The organism is Arabiibacter massiliensis (genome assembly GCF_902386925.1).
Lineage (GTDB): Bacteria > Actinomycetota > Coriobacteriia > Coriobacteriales > Eggerthellaceae > Arabiibacter > Arabiibacter massiliensis.
The window spans coordinates 2,008,491-2,025,817 of record NZ_LR698996.1; the positions used below are offsets into that span (position 1 = coordinate 2,008,491).

Consider the following 17,327-nt stretch of genomic DNA (forward strand, 5'->3'; position numbering starts at 1 on the left):
GACGCAGTCGCACTACTATAAGGCTCCCAAGCCGCTTTATCAAAGGGGTATCCGCCGAGGGGCAGCTGCGAGCGGGAACGGCATCCTGCGAACGGTCGTTTCCCCGGGTCGTGCGGTTTAGCGCACTGCTGCGGTGGAGCGACGGGGAGCGGCGCGACCCTCACGCAAGCGGCCAGCAGACGAGCAGCAGCGCGGCGAGGAAGGCGGCGTTGTACGCCGTGAACTTCGCCAGGAAGCCGCGCGCGGTCTGGCGGGCCAGCTCCGGGCGGCGCGGGAAGGCGGCGCGTACGGTGCGGTAGTGGCTGAACGTGATGAGGCTGGCGAGCGACGCCACGAGGGTGCCCGCGCCGCCGATGTTCACGCCCACGAGCAGCGCCTGGTAGCCGTCGGCGAAGTGCGACAGCAGCACGGCGGCGGGCACGTTGCTGATGATCTGGCTCGCGCCCACGCTCACCAGCAGCGCGCTTCGATCCATGAGCCCCGAGAGCAGGCCCTCCGCCGCCGGGATGCGCGCCATGTTGCCCGCGAACACGAAGAAGCACGCGAACGTGAGCAGCAGGCCCCAGTCCACGTCGCGCAGGGCGCGGCGGTCGAGCACGACGAGGGCGGCCACGACGACTGCGAGCGCCGCCGGGTAGGGTACGAGCCGGAACACCGAGGCGATGACGAGCGCCAGCAGCGCGAGGTAGGCCAGAGCGCGAGGGCGGCGGCGGTCATCGACGCGCGGGGCATCGGCAGGTTCGGGACGCGCGGCCCCCTGCGCGGGCGAGCGCGGCGGCACGGGCTTCACGAACAACATGCAGCACGCCGTGATAAGCAGGACCGACGCCGCGAACGGCACCGCCATCACGGCCAGGAAGTCACCGAGCGGGATGGCGAAGCGCTCGTAGAGGTAGAGGTTCTGCGGGTTGCCGAACGGCAGTATCATGCCGCCCAGATTGGCCGCAAGGTTCTGCATGATGAACGCGAAGGGCAGCGCGCGCTCCCAGCCGGCCCGAAGCAGCGTGGCGGCCGAAAGCGGCAGCATCATGATGAGCGCCATGTCGTTGGTGGCGAACATCGACAGCACGAGCGTCGCGCCCACGAGCGCCACCACGGCCGAGCGGCAGGTGGCGAAGCGCGCCACTGCGACGCGCGCCGCATGCTCGAACACGCCGATGCCGCGCAGCGCCCCCACCACGGCCAGGATGCCGAACAAACACGAGAGCGTCTTGAGGTCGAAGTAGCCGAGGTACGCCCCGTCGGGCGGCACGAGCGCCATGGTGGCGAGCGCAGCCGCCGCCGACACGACGAGCACCGTGCGCCTGCGCGCGAACCGTATGAGCGAGGCCGCGAGCGCGTGCACGTTTATCACGCGTACACGGTGACGCGGTTCTTTCCAGCGCGCTTGGAGGCGTAAAGAGCCTCGTCGGCCTTGGCGAACACCGCGTCGCACGTGCCGTCGTCGGGCCCCACCTCGCACACGCCGATGCTCAGCGAAACGTCGGAGAGCCCCGTGGACGATGCGGTCAGGTCCACCACCTGCGTGCGGATGGAATCAAGCTTGACCAGGGCGTCCTCCAGCTTGATGCCGCGGAACAGCAGCGCGAACTCGTCGCCGCCGATGCGCCCCACGATGTCGGTGGAGCGGCACGCGCCGCGCATGAACGCGCCCACGTCCTGCAGAAGCTCGTCGCCGCGCAGATGCCCGCAGCGGTCGTTCACATTCTTGAAGTCGTCCACGTCGATGAGCGCGCACACGCAGCCGGCGCGCGCCTGCGGATCGGCCAGCACGTCGTCGATGAGCCGCTTGGTGGTGGCGTGGTTGCTGATGCCGGTCATGAGGTCGCATTCGGCCTGCTGGCGGAAGTCGCGCTCGTCCTGGATGTCCTGGATGAGGCCGATGAGGTGCCAGGTGCCGCCCTCGTCGTCCACCACGAACAGGTTGGCGCGGTACCACCGGAAGCCGGTCTTGTAGTAGTCGGCGCGGAAGTCGAGCATGGCGTGCTTGTCCTCGCCGCGCGCCACGCGGGTGAACAGCTGCCGCACGGGGCCGATGCTGTCGGGGTGCACCACGCCCACGCGCTCCTGCTCCAAGTTCTCCAAATACCGGTGGATGACGTGGGGCTTCATGCCGTCGCCCTCGTCGATGTAGATGAGTACCGTATCCGTCTCGGAATCGTAGTCGAAGCTGATGGCGCGCGTAAGTTCGCTCAAGATGCGGAAGCGCTCGTTCTGCCATGCGGTGGCGCGGCGGGCGCGCAGCTCGTCGGTGATGTCGAGCACGGCCGAGTAGAGCGCGATCTCGTCATCGCTCACGCGCTCGGCGGCTCCGCGCACACGCACCATGAACGACGAGCCGTCCTTGCGCTGCACCGGCACCTCCACGTTGTAGCCGTGGGCGACGAGCTGGTCGCGGTCGGCCGGGCTCATCAGGCCGTCGAGCTCGTCCTTGCCGATCAGCGGCCGGCCCGACGCGATGCGCCGGTCGTACTCCTCGCGCGTGTAGCCGAGCATGGCGCACACCGGGTCGCTCGCGTAGAGCGGGTACAGGCCGTCGCCGCGCAGCGAGTACACGCCGATGCCCACCGGCAGCTTGGACACCACGTCGCCCACGGCGCGCGAGATGGCCTCGCTCTCGTGGCGCATGCGGTCGGAAATGTCTTTATTGCAGCACAGGAAGCTCTCGTCGTTCATGCGCAGGAAGGTGCTCTGGCACCACATCTCGCGCGCATCGAACATCAGGCGGTACGAGAGCACGAGCGGCCCGGGCGCCTCGTCGCGCCTGAAGGAGCGCACCGCCGCCAGCACGCGCTCGCGGTCCTCGTCGCTCACGATGAGCGCGGCCCAGCGCTCGAGCACGTCTTCGATGGGCAGCGCCTCGGGCGCCTCCTCGCCGGGAACGGCCAGCTTGAGCAGCCGGCAGGTGTCGTGGGCGGTGTTGATCTCGTACACCTCGGCGAACGCCGTGCACAGCACGGCGGCGTAGCGCTCGCGATCGCGTGCGTTGCGCGCCTCGTGCACGCGCGAGACGTCGCTGAACGAGGCCTGGATCACCGGCGGGTCGCTTGCCTCCTCGGCGATGGTGGCCGTGCCGCGCACCCAGCCGATGGAGCCGTCGGCGCGGCGGATGCGATGATGGAAATCGCACACGGGCGCACCCTCGGTCAGCCGGTCGATGGCCTTGCGCACCTGCACGGCGTCGCTTTCGGGGATGGCGAAGAGGGCGTTGTCCTGGGCATGGTGCTGGAAGTCCTCGACATCGGCGTAGCCCAGGATGTCGCAACCCTTCTTGTTGATGAACACGAGCTGGGGGTGCTCCTCGGCCGTCATGTGCACGATGCCGCAGGGAATGGCATCGTACAGGCGGTTCGGCACCTCGCACGCGTAGCGCACAAGCTCGCGCCCTTGGCAGACGCCATGCCCGGCCGCGCAGGAGGGCTTGCGCTCGCCCCCGCAGTTGCGGCCGTCCACAGCCCGCGTCTCTTTTCCGACGCCTTGTTCGCTTTTCATAGGCTCGCCTCCTCCCTCGCCGCCGTAACCGAGCGGTTGCCATCGTACCCTTCGCCGTCCGCGAGGACCTCGAGCGCACGGTAGGCGGCGCCGTAGATGCCGCATTCGTTGCCGAGCGTCGAGGCCACGATGGGCGTGTCGCGGCAGGGCGGCACCGCGCAGGCGCGGTAGCGGGCGCGCACGGAGCCCAGGTAGTCGTCGGCGCGCTCGGACAGGCCGCCGCCCAGCACGAACACGTCAGGATCCACCACGCACGCCACCTGCGCGAGGCCGAACCCGAGCGCATCGGAGAAGCGGTCGAGCGCCGCGCGGGCGTCCGGATCGCGGCGCGCGGCCGCCTCGAACACGGCATGCGCATCGGGGAACGCCTCTACAGCCTGCCGGCGCGCGGTCTCGGGCCCCTGGTCGGCGGCTTCGACACGGGCGGCGAAGGCCCTGCGCGCCTGGTGCACGAGGCCGGTGGCCGACGCGTACTGCTCGAGGCAGCCGGCGCGCCCGCACGCGCACGGCTCGTCCTCGTCCGGATCGACGCACAGGTGGCCGATCTCGCCCGCCGCGCCGTGCATGCCCGCAACCGGCCGCCCCTTCGCCACCAGGCCCGCGCCCACACCGGTGCCGAGCGTGACGAACACGGCGTTCTCGTCGCCGCGCTCGCCCGTGACGCCGCGCCACTGATCGCCGAGCGCGGCGGCATCGGCGTCGTTCATCACCGCGACGACCGCCTTCGGGAAGGCCGAGCGCAGGAACGCCTTGTAGGAGCGCAGGTCGAGATCGATGTGCGGGCACAGCTTGAGCGACTCCTCGGCCGCCACCGCGCCCGGCACCGCGAGCCCCACGGCGGCGACGCGGTCCGCTTCGATGCTCGCCTTGTCCAGCACGGCGCCGATCTCGCGCGCGAGGTAGCCGTGCGAGCCGTCGGCCAGCACGTTCTGCGAGTCGAACACGTGCGTGCCCGCGAGCGCGCCGTCCAGCGTGAACGCGCCCACTTTCGTATGCGTGCCGCCCACGTCGATGCCCACCACGTAGCGCGGGCCCGCCGCCGTGTCGTCGCCGGGCGCGGCGGCGCGGGAGGGCGCGGGCTCTGGAGGGGCGGGCGCGGGCTCGGACGCGGGTTCCGCCTCCGCCGCCTGCCCGCGCGCGCCGAACCAGCGCGCCGGGTCGAGGCGGCTGCCGATGATGCCGCGCGATGCAGCTATGACCAGCACGAACACCGCCGCTGTGTCGATGAGCTTGTCAACCAGGAGCGCGCCGAACACAGCCAGCGGCCCGGGCGCGCCCCACGCCGCCAGCACGCCGCCGTACAGGCGCTCGGCCGCCGTAGTGAGCTGCCCGTCGGCCAGCGCGAACGCGAGGGCGCACGAGAGCGCCGACTCCACCGCTACCAAGAGCAGCGCCGCCAGCCCCAGCGAGCGAGCCGTGACCTTCCTCCCCCGCCCGAACAGCAGGCCGAACACGAGCGCGCTCACGGCGCTCAGCCCGTAGTACAGAAGGTTGCCCGCGTTGCCCATCTGCACGGCCAACACGAGGTTGTTCGCGAATCCCACTATCAGGCCGGCGGCCGGCTCCAGCAAAATGGCCGCGAGCGCCGTGCCCGTCGTGTCCAGCCACACCGGCGCGCCGAGCGCGGACGCGGCGGCGTAGAGCCCTTGGTTCACCAGCACGCACGCGAGCATGGTGGCCCCGTAGGCCGCCATCTTCGGATGCGCGCGCACATAGGCGCGCACGCCGCCGTACGAGAAGGGCGTGCGCCCCTGGTAGGGCGCGTGCTCCACCGGGCGGAAGTACGCCTCGCTGTCGGCCTGGCAGCGGCGGACCTGCTCGAGGAAGCCGCCCGTGATGATGCCGGCCGGCAGCGCGATGATGGCGATGCCGAACAGCGACGACACCATCGAGATGAACTTCCCCACGTCGGTGACCGGGTACACGTCGCCGTAGCCCACGGTGGTGAGCGCCGTGGTGGCCCAGTACAGCGAGTCGAAGAAGTTGTCGAACGTGTCGGGCTCGTTCACGAACATGATGAGCCCGCTCACGAAGATGTACATGACGGCCACGCCCAGCACCGACAGCAGCGTGCTTTTCTCGGCGCGGAACACGTTGCCCACGATGGTGAGGCTCTTCGAGTAGCGGAAGATCTTCGTCACGCGCAGCACGCGCAGGAACTTGAACGATTCGGGCAGCACGCCGAGCGACGGCAGGATGGCCAGCAGATCGACGATGGCGAGCGGCGTGAAGGGGTACTTCGCGAACTCGCGCCAGCCCTTCTTCCCCGTTTTGAGGTCGTGCGTCATCCAGCGCAGCAGGTAGTCGAAGAACAGGATGTACACGGTGACCACGTCCACCATGTTCAGCACGGCGTCCAGCTGGGGGTTCGAGTCCTGCGGGCGGAACATGAGCGGCACGATGCTCACGAAGGCCACCGCCACGATGAAGGCATCGTAGGCGTGGCTCACCTTGTCGCCCGGGCGGGCGCGCTGCACGATCTGGTAGATTCGCTCTCTCATGATCATGCCAGTGTAGCGCGTGGGAGGGCCGGGAGGAACCGGGCCTCAAAAATCGATTCAAACGCCAGGCATGCGAAACCCCAGGCGCGGGATGGAGCTCGCTAGGCCGCCAGCCTCATCAGGATGTCGACCAGTAGAGCCCCGTCTTCGATGCGGACCACGGCGAAGCTCCACGGAGAGCATCGCGACGCCCTGCTCAGTGAAGGCATACGGCAGCTTCCTGCGTCCTCCCCGAACGTCGGCGCAGCCGAGCCGTCTCGGAATCACGATCTTCGCTCCAAAAACACGCCTCAGCGTGTGGAGCGTGTTTTTGGAGCGAAGATCGCCCGTACATGCCGCCAGCGCTTTCAGCACAAATGTTTCACGTGAAACATTTGACGACTTGCAGTATCATGGACAGAATCGGCCTTCGGGACTGATTTTTCGGGCGCAACGGAGCCGAAAAAGAGAGAAACCCCTGGTCGCGAAAACTCGCGCCCGGGGTTCCCCTGCTGAAATCAGTCCCGAAGGCCGATTCTGTCCACGCGTCCTGCGGGAGAGCCGAATCGGCTAGCCTCGGTACTCCTCCATGAGGGCCTTGAAGGCGGGCATGGCGCGCTCGATGGTGTCGCGGGCGATGCAGTAGCTCACGCGCACCCAGCCGCCCACGCCGAAGCTGTCGGACGGAACCAGCAGCAGCTCGTGGGCCTTCGCGCGGTCGCTGAACGCCTGCGCGTCGTCTTCCAAAGCGCGCACCCACAGGTAGAACGCGCCCTGCGGCTCCACGAACTCGTAGCCCAGTTCGCGTAGGCCCTCGGTAAGCAGCGTGCGGTTGGCCGCGTAGGAGGCCACGTCGGAGGGCTCGTCCACGCACGCGGCGATCACGCGCTGGAACAGCACCGGCGCGCAGATATAGCCGAGCGCCCGGCCCGCGCCGGCCACGGCGGCGTTCACCTGGGCGGCGTTATCCATGAGATCGGACACGTACACGTAGCCGATGCGCTCGCCCGGAAGCGAGAGCGACTTGGAGTACGAGTAGCACACGAGCGTGCGCGGGTACACGTTGGGCACGTAGGGCACCTCGATGCCGTCGTAGACGATCTCGCGATACGGCTCGTCGCTGATCAGGTACAGCTCGCGGCCGAGCTCGCGCTCCTTGGCGGCCAGAAGATCGGCCAGGCCGCGCAGGCTCTCCTCGCTGTACACGGCGCCCACCGGGTTGTTCGGCGTGTTGATGATGACGGCGCTCGTCTTGGGGCCGATGGCGGCGGCGAGCGCCTCCAGGTCGGGCTGAAAATCGGGCACGTGCGCGGGCACCTCGACGCAGGTGCAGCCGGCCGTCTCGATCCACACCTTGTACTCGGGGAAATACGGGCTGATCACGATGATCTCATCGCCCGGCTCCGTGATGGCGGACACGCTGATGGCGATGGAGGCCGCTGCGCCCACGGTCATGTAGATGTTCTCGGGCGAGGCGTCGATGCCGAAGCGGCGGCGGATGCTGTCGGCGATGGTCGCGCGCACCTCGGGCACGCCGGACGCGGGCGAGTAGCCGTGCAGCGACACGGCCGGCTGCTCGAGCAGTTCCTGCGCGGCCTGCTTCACGGCGTCGGGCGCGGGCACGCTGGGGTTGCCGATGCTGAAGTCGAACACGTTCTCGTCGCCGATCTCGACCTTGCGCGCCATGCCGTACGCGAACAGCTCGCGAATCGCCGACGGCTCGGCCCCCAGCCCGTACATCCTCTCGTTCACCATATCGCACCACGTCCTTTGCGCTTGCCGCCTGTTTTCGATGATGCATCAGGGTAGCACAACGTCGCGGCCCCGGGCGCCTGCTGCGTGCGAACGCGGCGGTTTCGCCCGAGACGGACCGTCGAATCGTCCAATCTACCACGCCGCTCGGTAGATTGGACGATTTTTGGACGATTCGTTAGCCGAGCGCCGCCTCGCCCAGGCTGACGATCCGTTCGCGCAGCTCGGGGCCGGCTTGGTAGACGAACGCCCGGCCCTGTTGGCCGCGCACCAGGTAGCCCTTGCGCTCGAGCTCCAGGAAGTCGCCGCGCGCCGTGGCGTAGGCCACGCGGAACGTGCGCTGGTGGGGGCCGATGCGCAGAAGCGCGTCGGGCTCGTTGCACAGCGCCGACAGGATGGAGCGCTGCCGATGGTTGAGGTCGGCGCCGAATGTGCGGCCGATCAGGTCGTTCAGTTTCTGCAGCTGCTCGACGGACGCCTCCAGCCGGTCGAGCTCGGCCAGGTACAGCTTCACGTACATGGCGAAGTACGAGGTGAAGTCGAACCCGAAGCCGCAGTCCATCGACCAGGTGTCGAACACGGCCTTCATCAGCGGCGTGTCCAGCTCGCCGAAGGGGTAGTAGCCCACCGGCAGCCAGCTGAGCACGGGGTAGCCCCATTTGATGGCCATGACGTTGCGCAGCAGCACGCCCACGAGCGAGTTGAGGCACGGGAACACGTCGAAGTTCCAGAAGAACCACGACACGTTGATGATGCGCAGCACCGGCCCGAAGCGGAACTCGTCGTCGCCGAGCAGGGCGCGCCGGCACACGGCGTCGATGGCGGCGGCCGAGGTGGGCGGGGCGATGCGCGGATCGAGCGGACACACCTCGCCGCGCCGCGGGAGGGCTTCCACGTTCACGCCTTCGATCAGGCGGTAGTACAGCGTCTCGATGAGCCCGTGGGTGATCTCGCGCTGGGCCAGCGTGTCGGCATCGCTGCTCACCTCGAAGTAATTGCTGATCAAACGGTCGAGGTCGGTCTGCAGCGGGCCGCCGAGGAATATCTCGTGGATGCGCTCGTCGAGCACGGCGGCGCCCTCGGTTTCCAGCACGCGCGCGAGCGTCCGCTCGATGTAGCGCGTGACGAACGGCGAGCCCTTGAGCGACGCGAGCGCCTTGTCCAGCGGAAAGCCCGCCATGCAGCGCATCTCGAGCATCTTGGAGTCGAACGCCATGGCGCTCGTGGTGACGAACCAGCAGTCGGCCGTGCGGTACGGGTCGTCCGGCACGAAGATGGCCACCTGCTTGCGGACGGCGGCGAGGATGAGCCAGATCTCCTCCTTCGTATAGCCGGCAGGCAGCTCGAAGCGGTCGAGGTCCTCGAACAGCAGCATGCCCCGGTCGATCTCCGTGCGCAGCTTGAAGAAGCTCTCGTCGCTCATGAACTCCACGATGTCCTCGGTCGCGATTCGCGCCATGCGGTCCCCTTGCCCCGGTTTACATCAGCTTTCGGCAAGTATACTATCAATTATCATCAGTATAAGTATCGGAATCTTAGATATTGATACTCAGCGAGCGAAGACGTATAGTGCACCCCAAGGCGGGAAAGTAGCGAAGCAAGCCCGATCGCTGCCGCAAGGCACCTCCTTGTTCGGGCCGCCTCGAACGTTCCTGTCCCAGCGGATCCGCATAATCCGCGCTCCAAAGAAGCCCCGCGTTCAAAGGCAGGACCCCCTCCCCGGGGGTCCTGCCCGTTTTTGGGGACGCCGCCGAATTTCCGACGCCCGCGCCGAAACCGATTGTCGACCGAAACGCACGCCACAGAGCTCTGTGGCGTGTGTTTCGGTCGACAATCTGCCGCAGGAGGGGGGACAAGGGAACCGTCCCCCTGTCCCTCCGGGTCGTTACTTGCCGGCGGCGGCGTTGCGGCCGGCCAGGCGGCCGAACGTCATGGCCATCGAGTGGCTCGCGCACGGGCCGGCCACATCTCCGCGCGTCGCCCTCAGCGGGCGTCCTCCAGCTTGCGCATGAGCTCGGCGCGGTTGTGGACGTCGCATTTCTCGTAGATGTGCCGCACGTGCGTCTTCACCGTGGCGGGCGAGATGACGAACCGCTCCTGGATGTACTTCGAGCCGTGGCCCGTCACCCACAGCGCGAACACCTCCTTCTCGCGCGGCGACAGCTGGTAGAGCGCCGCCAGCGCGTCGATGCGCGCGGCCAAGTCCGCCTCGTCGGGCACCAGCTCCTTGCTCGGCAGCGCGTCCGCAGCAGGCCTCGAGCCCGCCAGCCGCTTGAGCTCCGAGGGCGTGGGGCTCTCGAACGCGAACGTGGTGTCGCGGTCGGCGAACGTGAAGCCCGCCGAAATCACCAGCACGAACACCGCCACGACAGCAAACAGCACCAGATCGCCGATCAGCGCGAACGCCGTCAGCTCGCCCGCTACGATGCCCACGTGCACCGCCAGGCGCCCCATGGCGAACACGAGCACTGCCGAAAAATGCGTCGTGCGCGCGATCTCCACCAGCAGCGCCCATGTGAGCACTTCGAACAGCACGGAGCTGAGCGTTGCCATGAAGAACACCATGGTGGCATTGTCGTGTCCCACCACTGCGATCAGCACGAACGCGAGCGCCCACACCGACATGGCGATGCGGTAGAGCACGCCCAGGTTGAGGCTCGAGCGCGACACGAACGCGCCGTACACGAAGAAGATGAGCGCCGCCAGCGCGATGGTTCCCGCCATGAGCGCCGGATTGGAGAACACGTCGGGCGCGATGTCGCCGAAGTACACGCGTAGGCCGCCGAACGCGAACAGCGCTGCGATCAGGCCCGCGAGCACCCGCCACGACAGCGCCGTGCGCACGAGCTCGCGTATCTCCGTCCGCGCCGGCTCGCCGCCAGCGTCCGGCCGGCGCTCGGCCCGCCAGCCGCGTAGGCTCGCAGCCGCCGTCGCAGCTGCTGCCAACGGGAAAAGCGACACGGCAATCGACGCCGAAGCCGCCCCCAGCAACGACACCGCACCGTACAACAGCGCCGCGCCGAAAAACGTCATAGAAGTGAACAGCACCGCACGGCGCGCGTCGAGGTCGCCGTACGTCACGCCCCATGCCAGCACGATCGGCGTGCAGGCGAACCCCGTGACCACCGCGCCCGCCCCCATCGCCTCGACCGATCCTGCGAATAAAGGAGACGCGTACAGAAACGTTGCCGCCGCGCCCGCCGCGCCGCACGCCAGCAGCACCGCTCGCACCCGACCGGCCGACCATCCGGCCACGGCCCGCCATCCCAGCGCGCATGCCGCGAACATCACCATGGCCGACGCGGACGACGCCATATGCACGAGCGAGATGGCCCGCCCGCTGCCGCCGACGATGTCAAGGGAGTTGAACGACAGGAACACCCAGGCCCAGTAGAAGCTCAGGCCGGCATAGCGCAGCGTGAACTCGCGAATCGTCTGCACCGCGCCCGCCTCCCCTCGATCTTCATCTCCGAAACCGCCTCCGCCATTGTACCGGACTTTTCCGCCGTCCGCGCGAGCCGCGCCCGACATCAACCCTTTGGGTCGATATCGCCTCGACCCCCGCGCAATCAACCCTTTGGGACGGCGGCAAAATACGCCGCGCGCCGTAAGGTTTCCCCAGCGCCGACCGAGGGACGGCGCAGAACCGCACAACAACGTAGGGAGGATGACATGACTGCATCACCGAACCATCGAGGGCTTTCCCGCCGCGCGTTTCTGGGCTTGGGCGCCACCGCCGCCGTGGCCGCAGGAGCGGCCGGCCTGGCCGGGTGCGCCCCGCAGGCGAACGGCGACACCGCCGCCAAGGGCGCGACGAGCGCCACCGCAACCGACGCGACGGCCGCCGCAGGCGCCCCGAGCTTCCTGACCGCCCCCGAGCCCATCGCCGAAGGCGACATCGCCGAGACCATCGAGGCCGACATCGTCATCGTGGGCGCGGGCCTGTCCGGCATCAGCGCCGCGCGCGCCGCGGTGGAGAACGGCGCCACCAACATCGTCGTCGTGGAGAAGGCCAAAACCTGGCAGTACCGCTCCAACCAGGTAGGCTGCATCGGCGGCAAGATCCAGGAGGACCTGGGCATCCGCATCGACAAGAACGAAGTGGTGGGCCAGATCATGAAGGAGTGCGGCTACCGCCCCAACCAGCGCATCCTCAACCTCTGGGCCGACAACTCCGGCGAGGCGTTCGACTGGTACCTGGCCGCGAGCGAGGGCCAGTACGTCGTCGAGGCCGAGGCCGACCCCTACGACGGCAAAACCATGAGCGTGCGCAAGATGCACTGGCCGCACCCCACCGAGGCCAACGTGGCCGAGGACTTCTACCCCATCTTCGACGATTGCCAGATCTGCCTGCCCGACAACGGCCCCTACATCGAGAACATGGTGAAGATCTGCGAGGACGCCGGCGTGCAGTTCCTGTACTCCACCTTCGCCCGCCAGCTGGTGCGCCCGAACAACTCCGGTCGCGTGGAGGGCGTCATCGTCGAAGACGTTGACGGCGCCTTCAAGAAGATCACCGCGAGCAAGGCCGTGCTGCTGGCCACGGGCGACTATGCCTCCAACGCCGAGATGATGAGCTACTACGTGCCGTGGTCCGACCGCTTCATGAGCATCTTCCCCAATACCGACGCCAAGGGCGAGAAGACGAACACGGGCGACGGCCAGCAGATGGGCATGTGGATCGGCGCGAAGATGGAGGACGGCCCGCACGCCCCCATGACGCACCACCTGGGCGGCCCGCTCGGCATGGACGCGTTCCTGCTGGTGGACATCAACGGCGAGCGCTTCATGAACGAGGACGTGGGAGGCCAGCCGTTCCAAAACCAGCTGTCGCGCCTGCCGCAGAAGACGGCCTGGCAGATCTTCGACGCCCGCTGGAAGGACCAGCTCAAGTACATGGACACCGGCCACGGCAACGTGAACTGGTACGTCGAGTCGGGCGCGGACGTGCCCAACGGCTCCTACGGAAAGAACGCCTTCATCTCGGAGGAGGACAACGAGGACGGCAACACGCCCGGCTTCACAAGCTACTTCGAGGGCGACAAGGCCGTCGGCGTCACGGCAAACTCCATCGCTGAGCTGGCCAAGCTCATGAAGGTCGACGAAGCCGCGCTCACCGCCACCATCGAGCGCTACAACCAGCTGGCCGCCGCCGGCAATGACGAGGACTTCGGCAAGCGCGCCGACCGCCTGTTCCCCATCGAGGAGGGCCCGTTCTACGCCTATCCGCTCACCGACACGGTGATCCTCGTGAACATGGGCGGCCTGCAGACCGACGCGGGCTTCAATGTGATGGACACCGAGGACGCGCCCATCGAGGGCCTCTACGCCGTGGGCAACGCTCAGGGCGGCCGCTTCCTCGTGGACTACCCGCTGCCCGCTCCCGGCATCAGCCACGGCATGGCGCTCACGCACGGCATGCTGGTCGGCCGTCTGCTGGCCACGCTGTAAACCCGGCCCGGCACCTCGCCCCTCCTCCTTGTCGAAGGCCCCGCCTCCCCGGGGCCTTCGACGTCTCGATGGCAAGCTGCGCGATTCCGCCAGCAGGCTGCGCACTCCTGATACAATGTGGCACATTACCGCAACTTCGGAGCCATCCGAAACGTGGAAACGCTGGAATACGTGCGCATGGCTCCGCTGTTCGACTCAGGCAACAGCCTGTGGTGCAGGACGAGCTCGCTCTCAAGCCCCATCGACTACGAGTACCGTGCCAAGCCGTTCTTCTATGGGACGAATCCCGCCCGGTCAGCGCGCAGGCAGCTTGAATGCTGCGAGGACATCGGCTGGCTTGACAGCGCCGCACTCGACGGATTCGCCGAAGAGGCCACGGATATTCTCGCCCTCAACGAGAACCTCACCGAAAAGCGCATCCTCGCCATTCGGAAGGGCCTCGAGCGCACTGTCCGGGGCGTGGTCGCGTTCGCCGAGCAGCGCTCTGCGGGCTGAAGCGCCCTACTCCCCGAACAGCAGGCGCTCGAATTCGTCCACGGGCACGGGGCGCGAGAAGACGTAGCCTTGCAGCAGGTCGCAGCGCATGTCGGCGAGGCGCTGGGCCTGCACCGCGTCCTCCACGCCCTCGGCCACCGTCTCGAGTTCCAGCTTCTTGGCCAGATCGACCACCGACTCCACCACGTCCCACCCGCGCTTGTCCGCCACGCCCTCCTGCGAGAAGAAGGCCCGGTCCAGCTTGAGGGTGTCCACGTCCAGGTCCTTCAGCACGTTGAGCGAGGAGTAGCCGCTGCCGAAGTCGTCGAGCGAGCAGCGGTAGCCGTGGGCGTGCATGGCGTCGATGACACCCGCGAACGTCTCCGGGTCCTCGAACACGAGCGTCTCGGTGAGCTCGAACTCCAAGAGCTCGGTCGGCACGCCGTAGCGCTCGCGGATGCGCTCGTAAGGCGCGAGGAAATCCGTCTCGCGCAGATGCACGCGCGACAGGTTCACCGAGATGGGTACGGGCTGGCGCCCCTCATCGATCCATGCCGCCAGCAGGGCGCACGCCTGCTCGAACATGCACAGGTCCACCTCCACGATGAACCCGTTGCGCTCGAAGAACGGCACGAACTCGTCGGGCGGCACGAGGCCCCGCTCCGGGTCGATCCAGCGCACGAGCGCCTCGGCCCCGGCGATGGCCCCGTCGGAGAGGCGCTGCTTGGGCTGCAAGTAGGCCACGAACTCGCCGCGCTCGAGCGCGGTGCGCATGCGGTTCTCGACGTCCTGCTCGCGCAGCAGGTTCTGCCGGTCCACGTCGCTGTAGAAGGCGCAGGTGTAATGGCGGGTGTCGCCCGCTTCCTTGGCGGAGTTGCGCGCCACGTTCGCACGGTCGCGCACGATGGTGAGCGAGAGCCCCTTGTCCTCCACCAGGTACACGCCCACCGTGAACGACAGATAGTAGGGCCGCTCCACGCCGCGGTTGAAGCTGTTCGCATCCTGCACCATGTCGTCGATGCGCGCGAGCAGCGTCTCGGGCTCGTCGGCGCGCACAAGCAGGCTGAACGCGTCGGCCGCGATGCGCGCGACGCACTCGCCCTCCTCCAGGCGCGCGCTCAGGCAGTCGTGCACGTAGCGCAGCACGCGGTCGCCGCATTCCGTGCCGTTTATCTCATTGAGCAGCTTGAACTTCTTCAAATCCAGCGACACGAACGCGTAGTGCCCCGCCGGCGCGGCATCTATGACCTTGCGCGCTGCCAGGTCGAAGCGCGTCTGGTTGAAGCCGCCGGTGACGGGATCGACGAACGCCACCCGCTCCAGCTCGGAATTCGCCTGCTCGAGCTGGCGCTTCTGGTCACCGAGCGTCTCCTGGGCCTCGATGAAGTCCGTGACGTCGGTCATGGTGGTGTAGGCCAGCTGGTAGCCCTCGTCGTATTCGTCGATGAACGTGGCGGCGAACTTCACCCACAGCTTCCGCCCGCCCTTCACGAACATGCGGGTCATGCACTCGTAGTTGCTGCGCCCCTGCGCGAGCGCCTCGGCCACGTGCTGGGACAGGATGCGGAAGTCCTCGGGATCCTCCTCGAAGTACGTGCGCGGCGAGTTGCGGAACAGCCGCTCGTACTCGGCTTTAGGATAGCCGATGAACTCGTAGTAGTGCGCGTTGGCCCACACCAGCGTGAAGTCCTCGTCCAGGCGGTGCTTGCTCACGCTCACGCCGAGCATGTCCATGAGCAGGTTGTACTCCCGCAGCGCCCGCTCGGCGTCGCCGCCGGCCTGCGCGCTCAGATCCTCGTCGGCCGCCCTCATTTCCCGAACAGCAGTTTCTCGAACTCGTCCACCGGCACGGGACGCGAGAATACGTAGCCCTGCAGCAGATCGCACGCCATGGTGCGCAGCCGCGCCGCCTGGCCGGGGCGCTCGACGCCCTCCGCCACCGTTTGCAGCTCCAGCTTCTTGGCCAGCTCGACCACCGATTCCACCACGTCCCATTCGCGGTCGCTCGCCTCGTCGCCCGCCGAGAAGAACGCCTTGTCCAGCTTCATGGTGTCAACGTCCACGTCCTTCAGCACGTTGAGCGACGAGTACCCGCTGCCGAAGTCGTCGAGCGAGCAGCGGTAGCCGCGCGCGTGCAGGGCGTCGATGACGCCCATGAACATCTCGGGGTCGCCGAACACGAGCGTCTCGGTGAGCTCGAACTCCAAAAGGGCCGCCGGCACGCCGTAACGCTCGCGGATGCGCTCGTAGGGAGCCAGGAAGTCCGGCTCGCGCAGATGCACCCGCGACATGTTCACCGAGATAGGCACCGGCTCGCGCCCCTCGTCTATCCACGAGGCCAGAAGGCCGCACACCTGCTCGAACACGCACAGGTCCACCTCCACGATGAACCCGTTGCGCTCGAAGAACGGCACGAACTCGTCCGGCGGCACGAGGCCCCGCTCCGGGTCGATCCAGCGCACAAGCGCCTCCGCGCCCGCGATGGCCCCGTCGGAGAGGCGCTGCTTGGGCTGGAGGTACGCCACGAACTCGCCCTTGTCCAGCGCAGTGCGCATGCGGTTCTCGATGTCCTGCTCGCGCAGCAGGTTCTGCCGGTCCATATCGCTGTAGAACACGCAGCTGAAATGGCGCGCCGAGGCGGCCTCCTTGCCGGAGCTGCGCGCGACGTTCGCACGGTCGCGCACGATGGTCATGGGCAGGCGCGGGTCGTCGATGGGGTACACGCCCACCGTGAACGACAGGAAGTAGGGACGCTCCACGCCGCGGTTGAAGCTGTTCACGTCCTGCACCATGTCGTCGATGCGCGCCAGCAGCGCCTCGTCGCTGTCGTGGCGCAAAAGCAGGTTGAACTCGTCGGCGTTGATGCGCGACACCCATTCGCCCTCTTCCAGGTGCCGCTGCAGCACGTCGTGGATGTAGCGCAGCACGCGGTCGCCCGCCTTCGTGCCGTTGATGTCGTTGAGCAGCTTGAACTTCTTCAGGTCGAGCGCCACCAGCGCGTACGTGCCGGGAAGCGCCGCGTCCAGCGCCTCGCGCGCCTTCAGCTCGAAGCCCTTCACCGGGGTGCCGTCGATGGCCTTGCGCGCCGCGAGGTCGAACCGCGTCTGGTTGAATCCGTCGGTGACCGGATCCACGAAGGCCAGCCGCTCGAGCTCGGCGTTGGCCCCCTGGAGGGCCTGCTTCTGCTCCTGCAGCTCCATCTGCGCCTCCACCAGCTCCGTCACATCGGTCATGGTGGTGTAGGAGATCTGGCAGCCGTCCACGTACTCGTCGATGAACGTGGCGGTGTACTTCACCCACTTGCGCGCGCCGCCCTTCACGCTCATGCCGCCGATGCATTCGTAGCCGCCCGCGCCCGACTCGATGGCGTCCACCACGTGCTTGGCCAGGACGGCCAGATCGTCCGGGTGGTCGGCGAAGTACAGGTCGGGCCGGTTGTGGAACGTGGCCTCGTACTCGTCCTTGTCGTAGCCGATGAACTCGTAGTAATACTTGTTGGCCCACACCAGCGTGAAGTGCTCGTCCAGCTTGTGCTTGCTCACGCTGAGGTGCAGCATGTCCGCCAGCAGGCGGTACTCCTCGTCGGAAGCCGTGGCGGGCGGATGCGCGCCGGTCAGGTTCTCGCCGCCCGGAAGCGGCTCGTTGCTCGATGCCATGCTCTCCCTCCGTCACACGCAA

The 17,327-nt window shown here is 67.6% G+C and carries 10 protein-coding genes; 2 read left to right on the forward strand and 8 right to left on the reverse strand.

Annotated elements, in window-relative coordinates; genetic code table 11:
- Positions 1-160 precede the first annotated feature (160 nt).
- The 6 genes from FX134_RS08640 to FX134_RS08670 form a co-directional block, all read right to left on the reverse strand.
- Positions 161-1,354, reverse strand: coding sequence for an SLC13 family permease (locus tag FX134_RS08640; protein WP_232050884.1), 1,194 nt, complete (start codon positions 1,352-1,354; stop codon positions 161-163).
- Positions 1,351-3,492: a sensor domain-containing diguanylate cyclase gene (locus FX134_RS08645; RefSeq protein ID WP_172623436.1), complete on the reverse strand. Its 2,142-nt coding sequence runs from the start codon at positions 3,490-3,492 to the stop codon at positions 1,351-1,353. The genes FX134_RS08640 and FX134_RS08645 overlap by 4 nt, the downstream gene beginning before the upstream one ends.
- A complete protein-coding gene (locus FX134_RS08650) occupies positions 3,489-5,993 on the reverse strand; it encodes an ROK family protein (RefSeq protein ID WP_197735976.1) in 2,505 nt (834 codons plus the stop codon). The genes FX134_RS08645 and FX134_RS08650 overlap by 4 nt, the downstream gene beginning before the upstream one ends.
- A 549-nt stretch (positions 5,994-6,542) precedes the next feature.
- Positions 6,543-7,727 (reverse strand): pyridoxal phosphate-dependent aminotransferase, encoded by a 1,185-nt coding sequence (locus tag FX134_RS08660; protein WP_080800507.1) that lies wholly within the window; start codon positions 7,725-7,727, stop codon positions 6,543-6,545.
- A gap of 175 nt (positions 7,728-7,902) precedes the next feature.
- Positions 7,903-9,183, reverse strand: a complete 1,281-nt coding sequence (locus FX134_RS08665) for a hypothetical protein (RefSeq protein WP_080800509.1) — start codon at positions 9,181-9,183, stop codon at positions 7,903-7,905.
- A gap of 524 nt (positions 9,184-9,707) precedes the next feature.
- Entirely contained in the window at positions 9,708-11,165 is a 1,458-nt protein-coding gene (locus FX134_RS08670; protein WP_232050885.1) for a helix-turn-helix domain-containing protein, read from the reverse strand.
- Positions 11,166-11,396: 231 nt separating this feature from the next.
- On the opposite strand from FX134_RS08670, the gene FX134_RS08675 reads away from it, so the two are divergent.
- A complete protein-coding gene (locus tag FX134_RS08675; RefSeq protein ID WP_080800515.1) occupies positions 11,397-13,175 on the forward strand; it encodes an FAD-dependent oxidoreductase in 1,779 nt (592 codons plus the stop codon).
- 153 nt (positions 13,176-13,328) lie between these two features.
- Complete coding sequence (locus FX134_RS08680) at positions 13,329-13,670, forward strand: hypothetical protein (protein WP_080800519.1); 342 nt, start codon at positions 13,329-13,331, stop codon at positions 13,668-13,670.
- A 6-nt stretch (positions 13,671-13,676) separates the two neighbouring features.
- Here FX134_RS08680 and FX134_RS08685 read toward each other — a convergent pair whose 3' ends face one another.
- Positions 13,677-15,461, reverse strand: a complete 1,785-nt coding sequence (locus FX134_RS08685; protein ID WP_080800522.1) for a putative bifunctional diguanylate cyclase/phosphodiesterase — start codon at positions 15,459-15,461, stop codon at positions 13,677-13,679.
- On the reverse strand, positions 15,458-17,305 hold the full coding sequence (locus tag FX134_RS08690) for a sensor domain-containing protein (RefSeq protein ID WP_080800525.1): 1,848 nt from the start codon (positions 17,303-17,305) through the stop codon (positions 15,458-15,460). The genes FX134_RS08685 and FX134_RS08690 overlap by 4 nt, the downstream gene beginning before the upstream one ends.
- Positions 17,306-17,327 lie beyond the last annotated feature (22 nt).

Coding starts and splice junctions, on each gene's coding strand:
- FX134_RS08645 (WP_172623436.1), bottom strand. CDS start 3,492: ATGAAAAGCGAACAAGGCGTCGGAAAAGAGACGCGGGCTGTGGACGGC.
- FX134_RS08690 (WP_080800525.1), bottom strand. CDS start 17,305: ATGGCATCGAGCAACGAGCCGCTTCCGGGCGGCGAGAACCTGACCGGC.
- FX134_RS08675 (WP_080800515.1), top strand. CDS start 11,397: ATGACTGCATCACCGAACCATCGAGGGCTTTCCCGCCGCGCGTTTCTG.
- FX134_RS08685 (WP_080800522.1), bottom strand. CDS start 15,461: ATGAGGGCGGCCGACGAGGATCTGAGCGCGCAGGCCGGCGGCGACGCC.
- FX134_RS08665 (WP_080800509.1), bottom strand. CDS start 9,183: ATGGCGCGAATCGCGACCGAGGACATCGTGGAGTTCATGAGCGACGAG.
- FX134_RS08660 (WP_080800507.1), bottom strand. CDS start 7,727: ATGGTGAACGAGAGGATGTACGGGCTGGGGGCCGAGCCGTCGGCGATT.
- FX134_RS08650 (WP_197735976.1), bottom strand. CDS start 5,993: ATGAGAGAGCGAATCTACCAGATCGTGCAGCGCGCCCGCCCGGGCGAC.